The organism is Oceanobacillus oncorhynchi (assembly GCF_000821065.1).
GTDB lineage: Bacteria > Bacillota > Bacilli > Bacillales > Amphibacillaceae > Oceanobacillus > Oceanobacillus oncorhynchi.
In genome coordinates this window covers 1,104,124-1,127,456 of the sequence record NZ_CDGG01000001.1, presented here as the reverse complement: position 1 = coordinate 1,127,456, position 23,333 = coordinate 1,104,124, and the positions used below count along the sequence as shown (strand labels likewise).

Here is a 23,333-nt window from a genome sequence, read left to right as displayed (position 1 = left end):
CTATTTTCCCTCTCCCTATTCTTTTTAAACAAAACAATTAGTTGGAGCTGTTCTTTTCAAAATCCCAAGTATAAAAACGTTCCATCGCCTGATGCTCAATCAGTTCATTTTTCACTTCTTCATCGATTTCATCCATCTGTTTAAACCAGCCAAACATGCCTGCTACCTGAGAATCATGAGACAGAACCGTTTGCAGCTTTTTATCAAACGTATCATGGACATCATTCACGATATCAGGGCTTCCTAAATCCTCTTCATGACCATTGGAAAAGGCTTGTGCCCATACTTTTGGTCTTTTCTCAGGAGTCATATCTTCTACAGCCTGAATCGCAGCTGCTCCCAAGGAATTATGATCCGGGTGCACAGCATAGCCGGGATAGTGTGTAATCACAAGAGAAGGTTTAATTTCTTCTAAATAGCTTCTTAAATGATCGGCCACCTCTTGTTTATCTTCAAATTCAATCGTTTTATCACGGTATCCGAGCATTTTCAGTTCCATATCTAACGTTTCACATGCCTGCTTCAACTCTTTTTTACGAATTTCAGGCAAGGATTCCCGATTTGCAAATGTCGGATTCCCCATATTCCTCCCCATTTGTCCTAACGTTCCACATAAATATGTTACTGGCACTCCATCTCTTCGAAACTGTGCGATGGAACCAGAAGCGCCGAATGCTTCATCGTCTGGATGCGGATAAATAACTACTACATGTTTCTCCATTACGTTCACCTATCTTTCTAGAATCAAGCTATATCCTTCGTTTTTTATTGATGAAAAGGCGTCTCACTAATTTCTAATGCCACCATTAACCGGCCTTCTCTGTCATGACCGGCCAGCAGCAATTGGTCTTCCTGATAAATCGTCCAGTCGGTCAGTCCTTCTGCATAAATCCAGCCAAGCTCCATTTTCAAACCAACACGATAGGAGTTCCCTTCTCCTATAATCTTTGCCTGTTTATAGGTTACTTTTGCATTACGTATATATGCACCAACGGTATAGGCATTGGCGTCTAAATGATTCGCATAAGCTCCATTTGTTGTTTCCAAATGAACATACACTTCTTTATTTAAGTAACTGTCCAGCGCCTGCTGAACTTTTTCAATTTCTATCGGCTTCATGTTTCAACCTCCACTTCTTATTCTTTTACTCTATCGAAATGCGGACAAATCGTCAATTAGATAGCTTATTCATACGAAAACAACGCTTTAAGCTGATTTAAAAATTACATTTGCACCCTATTCGTAAGATATTTACGTTTTATTATACCATAGTATTCTGATTGGATTGCAAATGTATGATGAAATAAACTATTTTTTCTCCAACAGCATTGTGATTTGCCTTAAAAACATTGTATCTATCTGCAAATGTTTTTACAGTCTGTGATTCTGTGATAAAACAAAGTCCATCTAAAGAGCAAAATTGCACTCTAAAGATGGACCGGCTATCCTCTATTTACTGCTGACTTTCTCTTTCAGCATGTCCTTCATACGTTCCTTATCGCGCTCTAACACAGGGCCAAGATACTTTCCTGTATAAGAAACATCTGCCTGTTCTGCGATTTTTTCCGGCGTTCCCTTCGCGATAATCTGACCGCCGCGGTCTCCGCCTTCCGGACCTAAATCAATAATATGATCCGCACTTTTGATGACATCCAGGTTGTGTTCGATAATTAAGACAGAATCCCCATTATCTACAAGTCTCTGCAGAACCTCCAGCAGACGGCGGATATCGGCAGAGTGAAGTCCTGTTGTCGGCTCGTCCAGAATATAAAATGTCTTTCCGTTAGAGCGTTTATGCAATTCACTCGCCAATTTCACACGCTGTGCTTCCCCGCCGGATAATGTCGTTGCCGGCTGACCTAACTTAATATATCCTAAGCCGACATCATAGATCGTTTGCAGCTTCCGTTTAATTTTTGGAATCGCAGAGAAAAACTCCAGTGCTTCTTCAATACGCATTTCCAAAACATCAGATATGCTTTTACCTTTATACTTCACTTCCAATGTTTCCCGGTTATAACGTGCTCCGTCACAAACCTCACAAGGGACATACACATCGGGAAGGAAATGCATTTCAATCTTGATGATTCCATCGCCGCGGCAGGCTTCACAGCGTCCGCCTTTAACGTTGAAGCTGAAACGGCCTTTTTTATAGCCGCGTATCTTCGCCTCATTTGTCTGGGCGAACACATCACGAATATCATCAAATACCCCGGTGTACGTCGCCGGATTGGAACGCGGTGTTCTCCCGATTGGAGACTGGTCGATATCAATGACTTTTTCAATATGCTCGATGCCTTTTATGCTTCGATATTTCCCTGGTTTTACTTTTCCTTTATATAATTCTTTTGCTAAGGATTTATAAATGATCTCATTAACCAGCGTACTTTTCCCTGAACCGGAAACCCCTGTGACAACGGTCATCAGACCAATCGGAATTTCAGCTGATACGTTTTTTAAATTATTTTCCGAAGCGCCGGTAACTTTTATTTTGCGTTTATCCGCTTTTTTACGTTTTGACGGCACAGGAATAAATTCTTTTCCAGATAAATAACGGCCCGTTAATGAATTCTCATTTGCCTTCACATTCTCCGGCGTATCACTGGCAACAATCTCCCCGCCATGCTCACCGGCGCCAGGTCCGATATCAATCAGCCAGTCCGCCGCAAGCATCGTATCTTCATCATGCTCCACCACAATCAGCGTATTATCTAAATCACGCATCTGTTTGAGTGTTTCAATCAGACGGTCATTATCCCGCTGATGCAGTCCGATAGAAGGCTCATCCAGCACATAAAGCACTCCTGTCAACGCAGAACCGATTTGTGTCGCCAGACGGATCCGCTGTGCTTCCCCTCCGGAAAGTGTTCCTGCTGAACGGGACAGCGTTAAATAATCCAAGCCGACATTATTTAAGAATGACAGCCGGTTATCTATTTCTCTTAAAATCAATCGTGCAATCTGACGGTCCTTTGCACTCAATTCAAGCTGCTTAAAGAAATCCATTGATTCCAGGATAGAAAAATCTGTTACCTGACTGATATGCTTCCCGTCAATTAATACAGCAAGCGCCTCTTTATTGAGACGGTTCCCTTTACAGGTTGGACAATTTTTCTGCGCCATATATTTTTCTAATGTCTCACGGATAAAATCCGAAGAAGTTTCTTTATATCTGCGTTCTACGTTCTTTAACACACCTTCAAATGCAACATCCTTCGTACGGGAGCTGCCAAAATCATTTTCATAATGAAAGTGGATTTTTTCTTTCCCGCTTCCATATAAAATTTTATCCATTTGTTCCTCAGGGATATCCTTCACTGGAACATCCATCGAAATGCCATAATGGTCGCAGACGCTTTTCAATAGCTGCGGGTAATACTGCGAGCTGATTGGCTCCCATGGTGCGATAGCATGCTCATTTAACGTCTTATCCCAATCCGGAATAACCAATTCCACATCGACCTCCAGCTTGGTGCCCAGCCCATCACAGCTTGGACACGCGCCAAAGGGGCTGTTAAAGGAGAATAAACGCGGCTCTAATTTCCCGATAGAGAAACCGCAAATCGGACAGGCATGGTTTTCACTGAATAACAATTCTTCATCATCAATAACGTCCACGATTGCATTGCCTTCTCCCAGCTTCAGTGCTGCTTCCAGGGAATCACTCAGCCGGCTTTCGATGCCGCTTTTAATAACAATACGGTCGATAACCACCTCGATAGAGTGCTTTTTATTTTTCTCCAGATTAATATCATCCGCAACCTCCATCATATCGCCATCAATTCGAACACGCACATAACCTTGCTTTTTCAAGTCCTCTAATACTTTAACATGTTCCCCTTTTCTGCCGGATACGACCGGAGCCAAAATCTGCATTTTCGTTCTCTCCGGATATTCCAGAACCCGGTCAACCATCTGCTGTACAGTCTGCGAGCTGATCTCGATACCGTGCTTCGGACAGGTCGGCTTCCCTACGCGTGCAAAAAGCAAACGCAAATAATCATAAATCTCGGTCACTGTTCCGACTGTCGATCTCGGATTTTTGCTGGTTGTTTTTTGGTCAATCGAAATTGCCGGAGACAAGCCCTCAATCACGTCCACATCCGGCTTGTCCATCTGTCCCAGAAATTGTCTTGCATAGGCAGACAGCGATTCTACGTATCTGCGCTGTCCTTCTGCATAAACGGTATCAAAGGCAAGGGAGGATTTCCCGGAACCAGAAAGCCCTGTAAGAACCACTAATTTATTTTTAGGAATATCCACATCGATATTTTTTAAGTTATGCGCTCTGGCACCTTGGATTTTTATAGATTTACTTGGCATAAAAAATTCATCCTTCCGCTTTAAGCTCCAAGAGAACATCTCTTAATTCTGCTGCTTTCTCGAAGTCTAGATTTTTGGCTGCCTGCTTCATTTCTTTTTCCATATTTTCGATGACTTTCTGCTTCTCTTTCTTCGTCATCTTCTTCATTTGCTTCGCTTCCGATTCATACGTTTCCGGTGCTTCCGCAGCAATTGTTGCCTGGATAACGTCGCGTACTTCCTTGCGAATCGTTTGCGGGGTAATGCCGTGTTTTTCGTTATATTCCTGCTGAACCATACGGCGGCGTTCTGTTTCATCAATTGCTTTTTGCATCGAATCGGTCATCTTATCAGCATACATAATAACTTTACCCTGTTCATTTCGTGCGGCACGACCCATCGTCTGAATCAGCGAACGCTCGGAACGAAGGAAGCCTTCTTTATCCGCATCCAAAATGGAAACTAAGGATACTTCCGGAATATCCAGCCCTTCCCGGAGCAGGTTGATTCCGACAAGCACATCATATTTCCCGACACGCAAATCACGGATTACTTCAATCCGCTCTAATGTTTTGATTTCCGAATGCAGATAAGCTACTTTTATCCCGATTTCTTTCAGGTAATCTGTTAAGTCCTCTGACATTTTCTTCGTTAACGTCGTAATCAACACGCGTTCATTGCGTTCCGTCCGCTTATTGATTTCACCTATTAAATCATCGATCTGCCCTTCAATCGGACGGACCTCCACCTCTGGGTCCAGTAAGCCGGTCGGACGGATGATTTGCTCTGTCATTTCTGGTGAATGATCTAATTCATACGGTCCCGGTGTCGCCGAAACATAAACCAACTGATTGGTCTTTTCTTCAAATTCTTCAAACCGCAGCGGGCGGTTATCCATCGCAGAAGGCAAGCGGAAGCCATGATCCACTAATACCTGTTTCCGGGCCTGGTCCCCGTTATACATACCGCGAATCTGCGGCAGCGTCACATGGGACTCATCAATAATTACTAAAAAGTCCTCTGGAAAGAAATCCAGAAGTGTATAGGGCGTTGCTCCCGCTTCACGCAGTGTCAGCGGACGTGAATAGTTTTCAATCCCGGAACAAAAGCCCATTTCCCGCATCATTTCTAAATCATAATTGGTCCGCTGCTCGAGACGCTGCGCTTCCAGCAGCTTCCCGGCATCGTTTAATTCCTTCAACCGGTCTTCTAATTCTTTTTCAATATTTTTAATCGCAATTTTCATTTTCTCTTCACGGGTCACAAAGTGAGAAGCCGGGAAAATAGCTACATGCTCTCTGTCGCCGATGATTTCTCCCGTCAGCGCATCGACTTCACGGATCCGGTCGATCTCATCTCCGAAAAATTCTACCCGGATACAATGCTCCTCATGAGATGCCGGGATAATTTCCACGGAATCCCCGCGCACACGAAACGTCCCGCGCTGAAAATTAATATCATTTCTTGCATATTGAATATCTACTAATTCCCGCAGAAGCTGATCTCTTTCTTTTTCCATGCCAAGTCTAAGGGACAGCACCTGGCTTCTGTATTCTTCCGGGTTACCTAAACCGTAAATACACGACACACTCGCTACGATCAATACATCGCTTCGTTCAAAAAGCGCCGATGTCGCAGAGTGGCGCAATTTATCTATTTCATCATTGATGCTGGCGTCTTTTTCAATAAACGTATCGGTAGAAGGCACATACGCTTCCGGCTGATAGTAATCATAATAGCTCACAAAATACTCTACCGCATTGTTTGGAAAGAACTCTTTAAACTCACTGTAAAGCTGTCCTGCCAGTGTTTTATTATGTGCAATAACAAGCGTCGGCCGGTTGATTTCTTTCACCACATTGGACATCGTAAATGTTTTCCCCGTTCCAGTAGCACCGAGTAACGTCTGATGATGCTGGCCGGCAAGTACCTTATCTACAATTTCCTGAATAGCTGCCGGCTGATCACCCGCAGGCTCATAAGCAGAAACTAACTCAAATTGCTCATTCATCCTATTTCCTCCGTTCCATACCATAGCTATTTTCTATTATATCCTTTTCTCAAAAAACGAACAAGTATTCGTTCTTGTTTTTAAGAAATTATATATTTTTTTATATTATTATTGAAATAACCTCTATTTTCATTATAGCCTTTCTGTCAATCTTTCAATCCTCGTTTTATTGTTATAATCAAATAAGAATGCTTGGATGCAGCAGTAAACCACTGTTCCAAGCATTCTTATGTTAAGAGGCGTTTGTATTCTTTTCTCTTCTAGCTTTAAAAGGCTCTTCAGCAAATTGAAAGCCTAAGGAATGGTGCTCTCCTTCATACAGAGATCCTTGTACAAAACGAACCTCTTCCTCATGGTTCAAAACTTCCATTTTAATATAAGCTCCGCTTCCCTGCAGTGCTTCATAAAAAGCTTGGCTTGTCCGTACGTTTTTCCCGCCGACTCTGTAAATGACCTCGCCAGTCTCTATTTCCAGCCTGTCTGCCGGACTGCCAGGCAGCACGCCAACCACTCTCAGGCCTTTGGCATGCGGCTGATAGTACGGACGGCGCAAACGGTCTCCTTCGCGATAGCGATAATTCAAATACTCTTTTCCGATAATCGCCAAAATTATCGCAGCCAGGGAAAGGTACGGGATAAATACTCCGCCGACAGCAATAAGTAAAATACCGATTGCTAAAAAGGTATTTGCTTTTGCCAGCTTGTAAATCGCATCCTGATGAAAATGTCCTTTTGCTTTATAGTTAAACCCAATCAAAAATGGAATCAGTGCTAAGCCTAAGCTGGATTCTCCAATGGATAAATACGGCCACCAGGGAGCAAAGGAAGTAATTAATCCTTCAGGCACAAGCATCAGCAGAGGAACAACCGTTAATCGTTTGATTTGCTGTTCGCCTACCCAGACACCGCGGTCACTCAGCGTAATTCTTGGAAACGTATCTTGCTTTTCAATACGTTTAATGAACAGGGATTCTACAAAAAGAAGCAATCCCGCTAATACAGCTAACGCCGGAAGACTGCTTTCGTAAAGCAAGGAATAATCAATGACATCTTGCATGTCAATAAGATACGGTGCAAAAAACAAAATAAGAAAAGTCAGCCCAAGTGTATAGCTGGGAGACAATAATGTAAAATGCGTACTGATGCTTAATACAACAAAGCTTAACGCTAAAACGAGAAGTGTTTCATAAGAGAATACCATGCCTGTGCCAATAATGACGGCAGAAATCAGTATTCCGCTGATTAAGGAGACAAGCCAGGTCCGATGCCACTCCATAAACTTCGGATATATTTTTATCCCAAAATCGTACCGCTCCCGTTTGATTCGAAAATAACTTGCCATCGTCAATATAAATAAAAACCAGTATAATGCCGGATTCAGAAAAAATTTGCCTATACCTTTTGCCAATTCAATAAGCCATGCTTCCGCCAATACTCTTCACCTGCTTTGCAAATACAATTTGTTCATCCATCACATAGTGGTGGATGAACAAATCTCTTATTTTATCACGGAGAATCGCCCGTAAATCTTCCGTCTCAAAATAGAAAGTGGAAATATAATTAGTCAGAGGGGAGTTAACGGGCGCTAACTCCCTGAATCATTTAGGCTAATTCAGCGAGAGAAAAGCAACAACTCCCGCTGAATGAAGTTTCGTTTTATTGATAAAGTTCTTCTAAAGAGCGTTCCAGCTGTCGGTCGTCCTCTCCGTCCCGAATCTTTTCAATAACCTGTGTTTCAATTAAACCGCCTGTTTCTTCGTCTACTTCTCCAGTTGTTTCCAAGTCATTATCTTCCTGAAATTCTTCTACAGCTTGCTCTGTTTCTTCACTGAAATAACCGTCTGTTCTTCCAGTATCATATCCCAGTCCAGATAACATCACTTGCATATTTGCCACTGCTTCGCTTGTATGGTCAAACGTGAGCGGCTCGTCATCTGTCACTTGAATCGGAGTAGAGTAGTAGTAATCATCCTGCCTTTGTTCGACGGTCGGTTCCACTCCTTTTCCATCAATCCACTCGCCGCCAGGAGACAGCCATTTAAGAGTTGTCATTTTAATAGAACTGTCATCCCCAAGCGGAATAGCCTGCTGTACGGTACCTTTTCCAAAGCTTGTTTCTCCCACAACATCATAATCAAGCTCTTTCATAGCAACAGCGACAATTTCAGAAGCAGAGGCACTGCCTTCATCAATTAACACGCTGATTGGATAATCTTTCGCCTCATCCAGATTAGACACATACTCTTCTGCATTTCCATTCGCATCCTCGATTTGCAGATAAGGCATATCACTTGGAACAAATTGCTGTAAGATTTCTTCCGCAACATCTAACAGTCCGCCCGGGTTCCCGCGAACATCAATGACTAGACCGTCAATATCCTGCTCTTCCAGATCTGCCAGCTGTTCTTCAAATTCTTCTCCTGTATGTTCAGAGAAGTTTGTGATTTGAATAACTCCTGTATCCTTGCCATCTTCTGATTCCACTTCACTATATACGGTTTCCACCGGAATCGTATCTCTTTGAATCGTTACTTCAAATGGATCCGAAGTACCTGAACGCTGTATTTCTAAAACAACATCGGTTCCTTTTTCTCCGCGGATTTTAGCAACTGCCTCGTTTACATTCAATCCTTCTAAACTCTCTCCGTCCACACTTAAGACCTGGTCATTTGGACGCAGCCCTGCTTTTTCCGCAGGTGATTCTTTCATTGGCGACATAATGGTTATATAGCCGTCTATCTCACTGACCTCCGCACCAATTCCTTCAAACGAAGACTCAATCTGCTCGTTGAACTGCTCCATCATTTCACTATCTAAGTAAGAAGTATGCGGGTCTTCCAGCGTCGAAAGCATCCCTTCTATAGCGCCTTCCACCAGTTCATTATCATCAACATCTTCTATATAGTTTGATTTGATTAAATCAAAGGTTTGAGAAATCTTGTCTAAATCTGCCGGTAATTCAGCAGATGATTCTTCCTCGGCATTATCAGTTTCATTTTCTGAATTCGTTATTTCCAAAGGAGCGTTCCCCTCTGAATTTTGAGCTAATTTAACTCCGCCGTAGCCCCCTAACACACCGATAAGCAGAGCACCAATTAATATCAGTATGATTTTAGTTTGATTAAGCTTCATTTCTACACCTCTTTGTTGCTTCAAAAGCTTCCATCCAGCTCCGAAGTTGAATTAATATATCTATCACAAGCAGCAAATCATTTAGAAAAACTGATATTCGTAAAAATCATTTAAAAAGCGTATGTTCCTATATAAAAATAAAGACACTTCTCAAGTAAAACAAAGCATATTTATTTTCTAATAAAGAAATCATATCATGTTATCCAGTGAATGACTATGATTTTACACACAAACATTATCTAGAACCTTTCTTTTGAATAGACTATTCAGAACATTCTTCTGGCAGCTTTATTTAATAACAAGAAATCCGAACTAATTCACATTCTGCCTAAAAGCAAATGAAGTACTAGTTCGGATTTATTATTTGATAAATTTCTATTTATTTAGCTTTGAATTAATTAAAGTAGCCTGCCGGGTCAACCGGGTTCTTATAGCCTCCAGGGTGAATTTCAAAATGGAGATGGACACCAGTGGAACCTCCCGTATTGCCCATTACAGCGATTTGATCGCCTTGGCTCACCGTCTCGCCATTAGATACCGTAAAGCTATCCAAATGTGCATATAAGGTCGTATACTCCTGGCCGTTTATATTATGCGTAACCATCACCGTATTGCCATAACCACTCATTGAACCAGTATAAGCCACCACACCATCAGCAGCTGCACGAATTACTTTATCCGCTTCTCCGGCTTGCCCAAAATCCATTCCGTTATGCGGTCTGACATCTCCATGTATCGGATGTACACGATTCGGATCAAAAGGAGAAGTGGTCGGCCCGGAGGTTGGTCGAATAAAACCAGAACGATTGCTTGGCGCAGCATCTTCTGATTTCACCTCACCAGAAGCTCCGCTGGCTACTTGCACGTCCACATCACTTTCTTCTTCCTGCTGTTCTGTTTCTTCTTCACTGGAAGTATCTTCACTCTCTGATTCTTCCTCTGCCGGCTGGCTCTCTTGTTCCTGCTCTTCACTTTCTTCTTCCTGCTGCTCTGATTCTTGTTCACTTTCTGCCGCAGCTCGACGCGCTTCTTCCGCCTGACGTTCTTCTTCTGCCTTGCGCTCTGCTTCGGCTTCTGCCTCAGCACGTGCTTTCTCTTCTGCTTCCTTCTGTTCCAGATCATCCTTTTTACTTTGAGCAGACTCTAATGCAGATTGCTTCGCTGCTGCCTGAGCGTCAATCAGCTGCTGCTCCTCCTCAGCTGATAACTTCACTTCTTCCATTTCATCGTACTCAATTTCTAAGTCAGCTAATAACGTTTCTTTATCAGATATTTGTTCATCTAATTGGTCTTGCAATGCAAGCAGGTCATCATGCTGATCTTCAAGCGCTGCTTTATTTTCTTCTACAGCAACCTTATTTTCCTCAACCGTCACTTTACTTGCTTCCAGTTCCCCTTTATCGTCTTCCAGCTGCGCCTTATCATTAGCCTGTTCTTCCATAATAGATCTGTCAGAATCCATTACTTTATTCACCGCGGTACTGCGAGAGACGAATTCACTGAAATTTTGTGCACCAAAAATAACCTCTAAGTATTGAATTTCTCCACCATTCTGCTGAATACTGCGGAGACGGTCTTTAATGAGCGCATCTCGCTGTTCGATTCGCTCTTCTAAATCTACTATGTCTTCTTCTAATTCCTCTATACGATTAGACAATTCCTCTATTTCATCTGTTAAACTTTCAATCTCCTGATTGGTTGCTTCAATCTCGCCTTCTTTATCAGCGATATCTGATTGTGTCCGGCTCAATTCTTCATCTATGGATGAGATTTCACTTTCCACGTCACTTTGTTCTTTTTTGTTTGATTCAAGCTTTTCCTCCGAATCATCTTTCTTTTTCTTTGCTTCCTCTTTTTCCGATTCCAAATCAGACTTCTCTTTCTCCAGTTCGTTAATTTCATCTTCTACATCTTTTACAGACTCTGCTGAAACAGAATGTATTGGTGTCGTGACTGTGAGCAATGTAACCAGGCTGAATGCCGCAAGTGCTCTCAAGCTTCTCATATGTTGTTCCCCTCTCCATTTTGTTTCTGCTTTATAGTAAATTGTGATTTTTTTATCAGCTGAAAACTGCCCCCTATGTCTTTCTGCTCAGCTGACTATTCTATTTTAGAAAAACTCGTATTCACTGCGTTTGCAGCAAATGCGAGTTTTTCTTATTTTCCCTATATGGAACATAATCTTTATTTCTTTTGTATGCTAGACTTTTAAGAATTTACGTACACTCATCACGCTTCCCCAAACGCCGATTACTGCTCCTATCAGCAGTACCATCCCGGACAGCTGCCAAGCAAATGGATTGAATGGCAGAAGGTCTATAAATCGGAAGGTATTCGTTATACCTGGTAAGTTATGATAAATATAATAATAACCTCCCACGATAACGGCCATTGGGGTTATGGAACCAAGTATCCCTAACAGTGCCCCTTCCACAAAGAACGGCCAGCGAATAAAGGAATTCGTTGCTCCTACTAATTTCTGAATGCCAATTTCGGTACTTCTTGCAATAATTGTTATCTTGATTGTATTTGAAATTAAGAAAATAGCTGTAAATACCAGCGCTATAATCAATGCCATTCCAATTGCTCTTGCATAATTATTAAATTGGAAAAGCCGATCAACTACTTCTTGGCCATATAATACATCTTCTACGCTGTCTAACTCGCTGATTTGATTGGCAATAGCCTCTGTTTCCTCAGGAATGCCAGCTTCCACGATATATACATGGTTCAACGGGTTGTCCTGCTCCAGCATGACCCACGCCTGGCCGTCATCTCCCATACTGTCAATTAAGCTTTTTAATTCATTATCATTGGAAGAAAATTGAACCTCTGCCACACCATCTATCTGTTCAATTTCTTCACCGAGTTCGACAATTTGATCTTCATCTGCCGTTAATTCAATTAGCGTACTGATTTGTACATCCTGCTCGATATTCCTTGCCATTTGGTCAAGGTTCAGAACTAAAGCCAAAAATACAGCTACAAGAATTAAGGTTGTGGTTACGGCCGCAATGGAGGCAAAGGTCATCCAGCCATTCCGGAATATGTTTTTCATACCTTCACGTATATGTCTTAACAATGTTCTAAACTTCATAGCCGTAGTCACCCCGCTGTTGATCTCGTACAATATTCCCATCTTCAATTGCAATGACACGACGTTTAATTGTATTAACAATATGTTTACTGTGAGTTGCCATGATTATGGTTGTACCTTTTGAATTAATGTCTTCTAAAACTTCCATAATTCCCCATGAAGTATCCGGGTCCAGGTTTCCTGTCGGTTCATCGGCTATTACAACCTTAGGGTTATTTACAATCGCCCGTGCAATTGCCACACGCTGCTGTTCCCCGCCAGATAATTCACTTGGAATCATTTTTGCTTTATCCTCTAATCCTACAAGCTGCAAGACTTCTGACACTCTGCGTTTGATACTTTTTGGCGACGTTTCGATTACTTCTAAAGCAAACGCCACATTTTCATAGACTGTCAGTTTTTGCAGAAGTTTGAAATCCTGAAAGACAACTCCTATATCACGACGCAAGTATGGGATATGCCTTTCTTTTATTTTACTTAATTCTCGTCCATTAATGATTATCTTACCTTTTGTCGGCTTTGCTTCACGATAAATCAAACGAATAAAGGATGATTTACCAGCCCCGCTCGGCCCGACAAGATAAACAAATTCACCACGATCGATATGTATATTTATATCGTTCAGTGCTGTCACACCATTACTATATGTTTTGGATACATTCTCCATTGTTATCATTTCATGACCACCTAATTTAATATATTATTTCCGCTTATGACTTTAACCGTTACTGATATCTGTCTGATTAACTGCCAAAAAAATACATATTTTGCAAGCTCTATCTATTTATATATTTCTGTTATATTTTTATTTCTGCTATTTTATCTCTATCTTTTTTATATCATTAGAATTCATTTAAATAGATTTAAACGACCAAAAATAATTATAACATCTCTGTGTATTTTATGATGAAAAAATCGTATTACATTTTTATTTCAATTCGACAACTCTTGTAACAATCAAAAAAGAACACTAATTAAGCTCGGCATAGAGCGGTTTAACACAGCTTCTTATAATCGACAATTTTTTATGTTTACTAGTTGAAAAGGTTTTGTTTTAAAGGATAACGGGTAATTGAGCGGTTTGTGCTAAAACGACGGATTTTGGAATTTTTGAAAGGCTGGAGGGTACACTGTATTTCATGAAGAAGATTGATTTTTATCATTATTTCTATTTGAACATTCAAGTAAAAAGCAGCATTAACCCGCTATACCTAATAAACGAAGAACTATGAATGTAAACCTGATAACGACGAAATATCAATGCTTTTAAAATACTTTTTTTAAATAAAATGAGAAGAAGAGACACAGACGCTTGCCGTAAAGCAAACGTCTGTCCGTCCCTATTGTTCAATTAACCAGGATGCCAACTCTTCTAAGTCTTGTCCTTCTACTTGCGACTGCGGCGGCATGCTGCCAATACCTTCTTGGACGATATCCTCAATTTGTTCCTGAGAATATTTTGACCCAATATCAAGCAGTTCAGGACCGCCATTTCCAGAAAGGTCAGCACCATGACAGTTAGCACAGTTATTGCGATACACTTCCTCGCCAGCTTCTAAATTTTCAGCTGAATCGCTGTTGGTATCGTCTGCATTACCGCAAGCTCCCAGAATAATAACCATTCCCAGGAACAAGGCAGCTAATCCTTTTTTCATCGCCTCAATCCTCCTTGCCAGTTGCTACTATTAGTATATCTGCTTCGGTTTCATTCTACATAAATCATTATGAACAAAAAAGGACAATTGGTGTTTATTTCATTTGGGAACGGAGATATCCGTCAATAAATATATCCAGATTACCGTCCATTACTGCCTGCGTATTCCCTGTCTCCACATCTGTTCTATGATCCTTGACCATTGAATACGGGTGGAAAACATACGAACGAATCTGGCTTCCCCAGCCAATTTCCATTTGTTCTCCGCGAATTTCTGCTAGTTCTTGCCGCTGTTTTTCAATCTCCAGCTGATAAAGCTTTGATTTTAACATTTTCATCGCTTGTTCCCGGTTTTTGATCTGGGAACGTTCATTTTGACAGGTAACAATGATATTAGTCGGAAGATGCGTAATCCGTACAGCCGAATCCGTCGTATTGACATGCTGCCCGCCGGCGCCGCTTGCACGATACGTGTCTATTTTTAAATCCTCTGTTTTTACATCAATATCTACGTCGTCGCTCATCTCTGGTGTCACATCACAGGATACAAAAGATGTATGCCGTCTTCCTGAGGAGTCAAAAGGAGAAATTCGGACAAGACGATGAACCCCTTTTTCCGCTTTTAAATAGCCATAGACGTTATGACCTTTGATTAATAACGTAACGCTTTTCACACCAGCTTCATCTCCGGGGAGGTAATCAATGGTCTCCACAGAAAACGAATGGCTTTCCGCCCAGCGCTGATACATACGCAGCAGCATACTTGCCCAATCCTGCGATTCTGTACCGCCTGCTCCTGGGTGCAGCTCTAAAATCGCATTATTCGCATCGTAAGGCTCGCTCAATAAGAGCTGTAATTCAAATTTATTTACTTTCTCTTTAAAATCCTTCAGCTCTGACTGCAGATCTTCAAATAACTCTTGGTCATTTTCCTCTTTAACCAGCTCATAAGATACTTCCAGATTGTCTAATGTTTCTTCAATCTCTTCAAAAGAATCGACGTAGCTTTTTAATCCATTCGATTCTTGAATAACTGTTTGCGCTTGATTCTGATCATCCCAAAAAGCAGGATCGGCCATCAATGCTTCTAATTCAGCAATCCGTGCTTTCTTTTGTTCGAGGTCAAAGAGACCCCCTGAAATCTTCAACACGTGAAGTTATTTTTTCCAGTTCTTGTTTAATTTCGCTTAATTCCATATACTGATTCCTCCTAATATTGCTTTTCCTTGCCATGGTATAACAGGTGCTCTGTGCAGGAAAGCTCTCTGTTTCCCCCAGCCGGGTTTCCCCGCCAATAGCCGTTGTATCCACTATTGAACAGGGGGTTATTTCAAATGAATGCCGATTAGCTTATTGCTTACCATGACAGTTTTTATACTTTTTACCGCTGCCGCATGGACAAGGGTCATTTCGCCCTACGGTATTATTTTTCACAACTGGTTTTCTGGATTTTTTCTTCTGACCGTCACCGCCTCCAGAAACAGCTTGCGTATTTTTAACGACTTCCTGACGCTGCAGATTATCCTGAATCTGTGCTTTCATCACATATTTGGATACTTCCTCTTCAATGCTTGCAATCATTTCTTCAAACATTGTGAAGCCTTCCATTTGATATTCACGCAGCGGATCGTTCTGACCGTAGGCACGTAAATGAATACCTTGGCGAAGCTGATCCATCTGGTCAATATGGTCCATCCATTTTGTATCTACTGTGCGCAGCAGAATAACTTTTTCAAACTCAACAAACTGTTCCGGCGTAATCTCTGCTTCTTTTGCATCATAACGGCGATTCACTTTTTCCATAATAATGCCGGTTATTTCTTCTGCTTCCTTATCCTGAAGCTCTGCCGTTGTCATATCACCTTGCTCTAATAGGTTACCTTCTATATATTCCACAATAGCATCCAGGTTCCATTTATCTTCATCATTATCCTGTGTATGTGTTGCAACAATTCGCTCTACAGTAGATTGAATCATATTTATAATGATTTCACGCAGGTTGGTTTCAGAATCAATGACGTCAAAACGCTGTTTATAAATAATTTCACGCTGTTCACGAAGCACATCATCATAAGACAGAACCGTTTTACGTGCATCGTAGTTATTCCCTTCCACACGCTTTTGAGCAGATTCTACTGCACGGGAAACCATTTTACTTTCGATTGGCTGGTCATCATCCATGCCAAGCCTTTCCATCATCGCTTTCAAATTATCTGAACCGAAACGGCGCATCAGCTCATCTTCCATAGATAAGAAAAATTGGGATATTCCCGGATCACCCTGACGTCCGGAACGTCCGCGGAGCTGATTATCAATACGGCGTGATTCGTGTCGTTCCGTGCCGATGACAGCCAGTCCGCCGAGGTCTTTCACACCGTCTCCTAATTTAATATCTGTACCGCGGCCTGCCATGTTGGTTGCGATGGTTACTGCACCTCGCTGACCGGCATTTTCAATAATTTCCGCCTCACGGAAGTGGTTTTTCGCATTTAGTACTTCATGCTTTACTCCCGCACGCTTCAGCAGCTGTGAAATCAGCTCGGAGGTTTCTACCGCTACCGTACCGACCAGAACCGGCTGGCCCGTTTCATGGCGTTCTTTGATGTTATTAACAACGGATTTAAACTTGCCTTCCATCGTTTTATAAATTTGATCTGCACGGTCATCTCTTTGGACTGGCTGATTAGTTGGGATAGCAATAACATCCATATTATAGATGCTTCTGAACTCTTCTTCCTCTGTTTTTGCTGTACCTGTCATACCAGACAATTTTTTGTACATACGGAAATAGTTCTGGAAAGTAATCGAAGCAAGCGTCATACTCTCATTTTGTATTTGTAAGTTTTCCTTCGCTTCAATTGCCTGATGCAGACCATCACTATAGCGGCGGCCTTTCATTTTACGTCCAGTAAACTGGTCGATAATAATGACTTCGCCTTCTTCTACCATATAATCCGTATCTTTATGCATGGATACGTGCGCTTTCAATGCCTGATTAATATGATGCGTTAAGGAAACATGTGATAATTCAAATAAATTTTCAATACTGAAGAATTTCTCTGCTTTATCAATTCCTTGTTCCGTTAATTGTACTGCTTTTGTTTTTTCCTCGAAGGTATAATCTGTTTCCTTTTGCAGTGTACGCACAAATCGATCTGCCTGCTGATAGAGCGATGCAGATTTTTTTGCTGATCCAGAAATAATCAATGGCGTACGGGCTTCATCAATTAAAATCGAGTCAACCTCATCGATAATGGCATAATTCAATGGCCGCTGCACCATCTGTTCTTTATATAACACCATGTTATCTCTTAAGTAATCAAAACCAAATTCATTATTTGTTCCATAAGTGATATCTGCTTGATACGCTTTACGCTTATCTTCCTTGGGAAGACCATTGTGGTTTAAACCGACCGTTAATCCTAAAAAAGCAAACAGCTCTCCATTTTCTTTCGCATCACGATCTGCTAAATAATCATTGACTGTAATAATATGCACGCCTTCACCCGAAAGCGCATTAAGATACGCTGGCATCGTTGAAGCCAACGTTTTCCCTTCCCCTGTTTTCATTTCAGATATATTTCCATTATGCAGCGCTACCGCACCGACTAACTGTGTACGGAAAGGGCGCATTCCGAGCACACGCTTAGAGGCTTCACGAACAACCGCATATGCTTCTACAAGAAGGTTGTCCAATTCTTCTCCATTTGCGACCCGTTCCTTAAATTCCTCTGTTTTCTTCTGTAAATCATTATCTGAAAGCTTCTGCACCTCAGGCTCTAATGCTTCGATCTTGTCTACCTGTTTTTCGATACGCTTCACTTGTTTTTGATTTCCGTCACCAAAAATCTTCGTTAAAATTCCTGCCATTATGAACGCTCCTCAGTTAATTGAAACTTTTATTGCTTATAGAATTACACTTGATTCAAAATTATATGTCATATACCACTATTTAAAGGTAATGATATCGTAGCTGATAAATTTACCATGTCTGATAGGCAATAGTCAATATAAGTAATCATAACACTTCCTAAACCGTTATGACAACTTACATTGTCCGTTTCGTTCCCAGCAGGGTCTCTTTCTGACACAAGCTAATTATCTATATACTGACAGACCTCCTGCATGTATAAAAAAAAGAACTGAAATGTTGATTTCAGTCCTGAATGAAGTGATCTTCCGAGGGTGTTTTGCGAAGAGTAGTACCGATAATAGATACACTACTTTTAAACTTTTTCTTTTTGTTCAGAGGATATCTGTGCAAGATGCTTATTGAGGTTGCCTACAATACGTAATAGCTGCTGAATCGTATGCTCGTGCTGACTTACCCGCTGTTCCAATTCATCCAGCACTCGCTGTGTCGTATACTGCATTTGACTGCCCCCCTTTACTTTCTAATTTATTTATACCACACGCCTTCTTTTCCAGCGAATCCGCAAACTCCATTTTTCAACAGCCAAAAACACAGTTTGTCTAGACAAACTGTGCTTTTGGCTGTAAAAATGACGCGTTTACCCGTATAAACTGAAAAAAAACGCCAGTTTGATGTTTTTTTCGACAAAATTTCATCGATTGGATAAAATTGATAAATTTTTTGGCTTATTTATTCTTCCTTTACCACAACAAAGCCTGTACATACGCACTTTGTGAGCTATTTCTATCATCGCTATATATTTTTTTCTTGATAAAAAAACTTTTTAGCCATCTCGTAAAAAAGCAGGATATTGCTCCCTCCATCGGAAGCAATATCCTGCTTTTTCTATTAATATACTATTTTATTTTGATTTAAACATGCGGTTCAATCAATCCGTATTTTCCATCACGGCGTTTATAAACCACATTGGTTTCTCCAGATTGATCATTAGTAAATACAAAGAAGCTGTGTCCAAGCATATCCATTTGCAGGATTGCTTCTTCAGAATCCATTGGTTTTAAGTTAAAACGTTTGGTACGTACTAATTCAATTTGATTTTCATTTTCTTCAGATGCCAGTTTTGCTTCTTTTTCTAATTCAGCAAAAGCATGCTTAGGAGCGCCGTTTTGTCTGAATTTACGATTGATTTTAGTTTTATGTTTGCGAATTTGTCTTTCTAATTTATCTACGGCTAAGTCTACAGCAGCATATAAGTCAATATGCTGTACCTCTGCACGCAGTAAGAGATTTGTCATTGGGATGGTAACCTCAATGCGCTGTTCATCATTATAGACACTTAGATTTACATGCACATCGCTAGTCGGAGCGGAATCAAAATATCTTTCCAGTTTGCTGATTTTCTTCTCAACATACTCTCGAATAGCGTTTGTAACCTCAATATTTTCGCCTCTAATATTAAATTTCATATAAGTGTCCTCCTTCTTTACTTTTATAAATATATTATAGCACTATTTCACAAACTTCTCTTGTCTAAACCCTTAATTTTCGTAAACGTTTTCTATTCATCCGGCCCAACCCCTGTACATGCAAGGATTAGAAAGATTAAAATTTTTTGACAAAATTCGAAGTTATGTTTGAATTCGATTTACTAGAATCATATCCTTCTATTCTTTTTCTTCTCCACATCTAAGACAGAAAGTAAAGCATCCTCTCTTCTAAAAAAAGATAACCAGCTTGGCCATTGCTGATTATCTCTTTTTGAAAGGTAACAAACCTTTATTTTTTCTGATCTAAAAACATGCCGTCCATGCTTTGCATATTTTTATATGGATTGGAATAGCTTGATGTTGATTTCTTTTGCTGCTGTACCTGCTTCATTTCATTTTTTAAAGCAAAGAATATAAATTTTATCTTTTGCTCAATATCTTGGTTCATGTGGACGATTGCTTTTCCCAGCTTGTCTTCATCCTTTGTGTATGGAGGAGCTATTGCATCAAGCAGCTCTCCTCTCTCTTCCATCATTTTTTGAAAGGTATTGATAACCTCTTCCCGATTATGTGAATCAATATCCTGGGATAATAGCTGCTGCATGCTCTCTGTTAATTGGTAGATAGGTATGATCCGGTTCATCAGATGGAAGCACCCTGACTGTATTTCTGCTGACGATCCTTTAGAATGACCTGTTTCCAAACATCGCGAAATTCCTCTGCATAGCTGAGCGCCTCTTCTAACTTTTCGGTATCATTTTTTATATTCGCTTCTGTTAATAGATTATGCATATAGTCATATAACGGCATCATCTGATGAGAGATTTCCATATTCATATCCAATGTCACCATGAGTTCATTAATGATTTTTTGCGCTTTTTGGATGTTGGTATTTTTAGCAGCAAAATGGTCATTATCCATCTCTTTCCTTGCTTGTTTAATAAATTTAATACAGCCATTATAGAGCATCAGCGTCAGCTCTCCGCCTGATGCTGTATTAACGGCGTTATTTTGATAGGTTTGATATGCTTTATTACTACTCAAATTGCATCACCCTTCTTTCTTATTGTGCCAGTCCAGGAGCAAAATTCGACATCAGCATATCGGATTGCTGATTCATCATGGAAATAGCACGCTCCATCTCTGAAAATTGTCTCCAATAACGCGATTCAACTTTTTCCAAACGACGCTCGAAATTCTCAATTCGGCTGTTGATTTCTTCCATGCGCTTCCCTAGTGCATACCCATCTAAGGATACACTTGTTGCCGTGCCAGCACGCTGATTAATTTGACCGATTGTATCTTCCACAGCATCTTCCAGACGATTGATTAATCCTCTGCCTTCTCCTTCTGAACTGTTCGAGAAGAGCCTTTGTACACTTTCCGGATCGGCAGCAAGTGCATCCCGCAAATCAGCTTCATTAATAACAAGCTTCCCGCCATCCATATAATCAGATGACGTTTCAATTCCAATCTCTGTTAATGAAGTGAATGCTCCGTCATTTTTAACTGTTCCATACCAGCTTTGGCGCATATTAGTTAATCCACTAGATAAGAATGATTCTCCCCGCAGCATTCCGCTTTTTGCTTTTTCTTCCCAAAGTTCAATTTCACGCTCGGACATATCTGATTTTTGCTCATCTGTTAACGGAGGAAAATCACGGAAAACTTGTTCCCGCTGCGATTCATTAATTTTCTCAACAATTTCATTATAAGCTTCCACAAACTCGGTGATTTTTTCAACGGTATGGTCAATATCATTGGTTACGTTTAATGTTGCTTCGCCTTCTGTTTTATTTAAGAATTGGAAGGTGACGCCATTTAGCTGGTAGTGGTTATCCTGAGTTTCTACTTCATAGGCACCGTTGTATGTGAATTTTGCGTTTTGGGCGCCTTGTTCTCCACCTCTCATTACTCCATCTTCCACTTCTACCGGATCTTGACTTAGTCCTAATTGTGAGAAAAAACTTCCTTCACTATCATCAAATTCTATTTCTTTTCCATTCGGATTATAAACCCCGGTTCTTGTAGCTTCTATAATAACTTTATTTGAATTCTCATCATAAGTCATCCGAACTGGACTATCTACATCATCATTAATTCTCTTGACAACATCGGAAAGTTTGTCTCCATCCCGAATCTCATATTTATGTTCTTTAACCCCGTTATCTCCGTAAGAACTATCTTTTCCATATGTTTTAAATGTGATAGAACCAGTAATTCCATGCTCACTTAAAGTCTTTTCAGTATCAAATTGAACTTCTTTAGCTCCAACATTAATCGCAGAGGTCGCTAACTGCTCCACATTAATCCGATACGTACCACTATTCGCACCAGCATTCCCCGTAGCACGAACCGCATCCTCCTGTGTCGAGGAAATAATTTTTTTATTAAAAGTTTCACTCAATTTCATATTCAAAATCATATTCTGATCAAAGTTGCCTAATAATTTATTAACGTCCCGGAAAGCATCACGTTTCCATTCCAGCTTTGTCCGGTCCTGATGCATTTTATCAAGCGGGATTCTTTCTGCGTTCATTAAATCTTTAATCATGGATTCTGTATCAATTCCACTTGCCAATCCGCCAATTCGCATATTCACTCACCTCTATATCTTTTTATTGATTAACAGGCCCATGAAGTCGGCCATTTCTGCATACATATCTAATAACTTTTTGGGAGGAATTTCTCGTATAACCTCGTCTTTATCTGCGTCTACAACAGTAACATAATACTTTTCCAATTTATCGTGCATTTCAAACTTTACATTTCTTCTGACCGGCTCTAAAAAGCCATTCATTTTTTCAATAACCTGCTCTACTTGTTCTTTGCTCACTGCTCTGCTCGCTTCTGTCTTGGTTGCTTCTATTTCTTTTGCTTCAGATGGTAAAGCAGCGGGGGATGTAACAGCCTTAATGGGATGAGGAATAAATGAAGTGTCCTGCACTCCAGTTTTATTTACAACCATCAGGTCACAACTCCTTACTGTTTATCTTTTATATCGGCTTCTTTTATGAAATGTAAAGGGTTAAATACAAGTTTTCTAGCATGATTGTCAGGTTTATCTGTACGATAATAAAAGAAGGACGTAAAAGTTATAGTTTTTCTCCTTTTAAGAAATCAAAGAGGTTTTGATCAATCTGTGCCGCTTGATTATTTTGGTTTTTGATATCTACATAAATCTCCTGCCGGTAGATATCTACTGACTTTGGCGCACGAATACCCAGCTTGACCTGATCCCCTTCAATCGCAATTACTTCTACTTCAATATCGTCACCGATTTGGATAGCTTCATTTCTTTTTCTGGAAAGTACAAGCATTATTTTTCCTCCTTTTCATGGGAAGGCCGGTTGATTGGCGTTCTGGATGAATACGCATCCGTTTGAAGGACGACCTGTTTTGCCAAGTTTTCTTTAACGTGAATCACAATTGGCGCTTTCAGGTTAATGGTGCTGTCCGTAAAAGGTTTATTTACAGTGACAATCGTATAGATAGCTACATCATTGCGATCTTTTATTTTTAACAGGTCAATAGTAGAGGGTTCCAGTTCAAACACATAATCCTGATACAGATAATAGGGGTCGGTAATGATAAAAGCTAATTGCGCATTATCTGCCGATTGTAAAATATGAAACATCTGGTTATCTGGAAATTCCAGTAATACAAATTGTTTGGACTCTGAAAATCCGGGTATTCCGGATGGAAATGTAATTATTTTTGACTCATCGACTTCGATTTCACCTAAGTACGCTGATGTCATCTTCATGGTGCACACT

General features: G+C 40.6%; 20 protein-coding genes. All 20 read right to left on the bottom strand.

Annotated features, from left to right (window positions below; all coding sequences use genetic code 11):
- Positions 1–37: 37 nt before the first annotated feature.
- Complete coding sequence (gene bshB2, locus BN997_RS04990) at positions 38–721, bottom strand: bacillithiol biosynthesis deacetylase BshB2 (protein WP_042530210.1); 684 nt, start codon at positions 719–721, stop codon at positions 38–40.
- A gap of 44 nt (positions 722–765) precedes the next feature.
- Positions 766–1,119: a YojF family protein gene (locus BN997_RS04985; RefSeq protein ID WP_040978834.1), complete on the bottom strand. Its 354-nt coding sequence runs from the start codon at positions 1,117–1,119 to the stop codon at positions 766–768.
- 330 nt (positions 1,120–1,449) lie between these two features.
- The gene (uvrA, locus tag BN997_RS04980) at positions 1,450–4,323 is read right to left on the bottom strand and encodes an excinuclease ABC subunit UvrA (protein WP_042530208.1); all 2,874 of its coding nucleotides are present in this window, start codon (positions 4,321–4,323) and stop codon (positions 1,450–1,452) included.
- Positions 4,324–4,330: 7 nt separating this feature from the next.
- Positions 4,331–6,313 (bottom strand): excinuclease ABC subunit UvrB, encoded by a 1,983-nt coding sequence (gene uvrB, locus BN997_RS04975; protein ID WP_042530206.1) that lies wholly within the window; start codon positions 6,311–6,313, stop codon positions 4,331–4,333.
- A 232-nt stretch (positions 6,314–6,545) separates the two neighbouring features.
- Complete coding sequence (locus BN997_RS04970; protein WP_042530204.1) at positions 6,546–7,745, bottom strand: PDZ domain-containing protein; 1,200 nt, start codon at positions 7,743–7,745, stop codon at positions 6,546–6,548.
- A gap of 224 nt (positions 7,746–7,969) precedes the next feature.
- Positions 7,970–9,445, bottom strand: coding sequence for a S41 family peptidase (locus BN997_RS04965; protein ID WP_042530202.1), 1,476 nt, complete (start codon positions 9,443–9,445; stop codon positions 7,970–7,972).
- Positions 9,446–9,839: 394 nt separating this feature from the next.
- Positions 9,840–11,450 carry a murein hydrolase activator EnvC family protein gene (locus BN997_RS04960; protein WP_052484913.1) on the bottom strand — a complete coding sequence of 537 codons (1,611 nt, stop codon included), beginning with the start codon at positions 11,448–11,450 and terminating at the stop codon, positions 9,840–9,842.
- Positions 11,451–11,645: 195 nt separating this feature from the next.
- A complete protein-coding gene (gene ftsX / locus BN997_RS04955; protein WP_042530201.1) occupies positions 11,646–12,542 on the bottom strand; it encodes a permease-like cell division protein FtsX in 897 nt (298 codons plus the stop codon).
- The gene (gene ftsE / locus BN997_RS04950) at positions 12,532–13,218 is read right to left on the bottom strand and encodes a cell division ATP-binding protein FtsE (protein WP_042530199.1); all 687 of its coding nucleotides are present in this window, start codon (positions 13,216–13,218) and stop codon (positions 12,532–12,534) included. The genes ftsX and ftsE overlap by 11 nt, the downstream gene beginning before the upstream one ends.
- Positions 13,219–13,882: 664 nt before the next feature.
- Positions 13,883–14,197, bottom strand: coding sequence for a c-type cytochrome (locus BN997_RS04945; RefSeq protein WP_042530197.1), 315 nt, complete (start codon positions 14,195–14,197; stop codon positions 13,883–13,885).
- Between the two features lie 94 nt (positions 14,198–14,291).
- Positions 14,292–15,393 (bottom strand): peptide chain release factor 2 gene (gene prfB, locus BN997_RS04940; protein WP_139089017.1). Its coding sequence is split into 2 segments (ribosomal slippage): positions 14,292–15,320 and positions 15,322–15,393, totalling 1,101 coding nucleotides; the frame shifts between segments, so codons are not numbered across the junction.
- Positions 15,394–15,546: 153 nt separating this feature from the next.
- On the bottom strand, positions 15,547–18,066 hold the full coding sequence (gene secA, locus BN997_RS04935) for a preprotein translocase subunit SecA (protein WP_042530195.1): 2,520 nt from the start codon (positions 18,064–18,066) through the stop codon (positions 15,547–15,549).
- 356 nt (positions 18,067–18,422) lie between these two features.
- Positions 18,423–18,569 (bottom strand): hypothetical protein, encoded by a 147-nt coding sequence (locus BN997_RS23100; protein WP_175297008.1) that lies wholly within the window; start codon positions 18,567–18,569, stop codon positions 18,423–18,425.
- Positions 18,570–18,981: 412 nt separating this feature from the next.
- Complete coding sequence (gene hpf, locus BN997_RS04930; RefSeq protein WP_042530193.1) at positions 18,982–19,536, bottom strand: ribosome hibernation-promoting factor, HPF/YfiA family; 555 nt, start codon at positions 19,534–19,536, stop codon at positions 18,982–18,984.
- A 310-nt stretch (positions 19,537–19,846) separates the two neighbouring features.
- Positions 19,847–20,200 carry a flagellar protein FliT gene (locus BN997_RS04925; protein WP_042530191.1) on the bottom strand — a complete coding sequence of 118 codons (354 nt, stop codon included), beginning with the start codon at positions 20,198–20,200 and terminating at the stop codon, positions 19,847–19,849.
- On the bottom strand, positions 20,200–20,601 hold the full coding sequence (fliS, locus tag BN997_RS04920; protein ID WP_042530189.1) for a flagellar export chaperone FliS: 402 nt from the start codon (positions 20,599–20,601) through the stop codon (positions 20,200–20,202). Before fliS ends, BN997_RS04925 begins: the two co-directional genes overlap by 1 nt.
- A 19-nt stretch (positions 20,602–20,620) precedes the next feature.
- Positions 20,621–22,153: a flagellar hook-associated protein 2 gene (locus tag BN997_RS04915; RefSeq protein WP_042530187.1), complete on the bottom strand. Its 1,533-nt coding sequence runs from the start codon at positions 22,151–22,153 to the stop codon at positions 20,621–20,623.
- Positions 22,154–22,165: 12 nt separating this feature from the next.
- On the bottom strand, positions 22,166–22,525 hold the full coding sequence (flaG, locus tag BN997_RS04910) for a flagellar protein FlaG (RefSeq protein WP_084612853.1): 360 nt from the start codon (positions 22,523–22,525) through the stop codon (positions 22,166–22,168).
- A 127-nt stretch (positions 22,526–22,652) separates the two neighbouring features.
- The gene (gene csrA, locus BN997_RS04905; protein WP_040978816.1) at positions 22,653–22,877 is read right to left on the bottom strand and encodes a carbon storage regulator CsrA; all 225 of its coding nucleotides are present in this window, start codon (positions 22,875–22,877) and stop codon (positions 22,653–22,655) included.
- Positions 22,877–23,323 carry a flagellar assembly protein FliW gene (gene fliW / locus BN997_RS04900; RefSeq protein ID WP_042530185.1) on the bottom strand — a complete coding sequence of 149 codons (447 nt, stop codon included), beginning with the start codon at positions 23,321–23,323 and terminating at the stop codon, positions 22,877–22,879. Before fliW ends, csrA begins: the two co-directional genes overlap by 1 nt.
- Between the last annotated feature and the right edge of the window lie 10 nt (positions 23,324–23,333).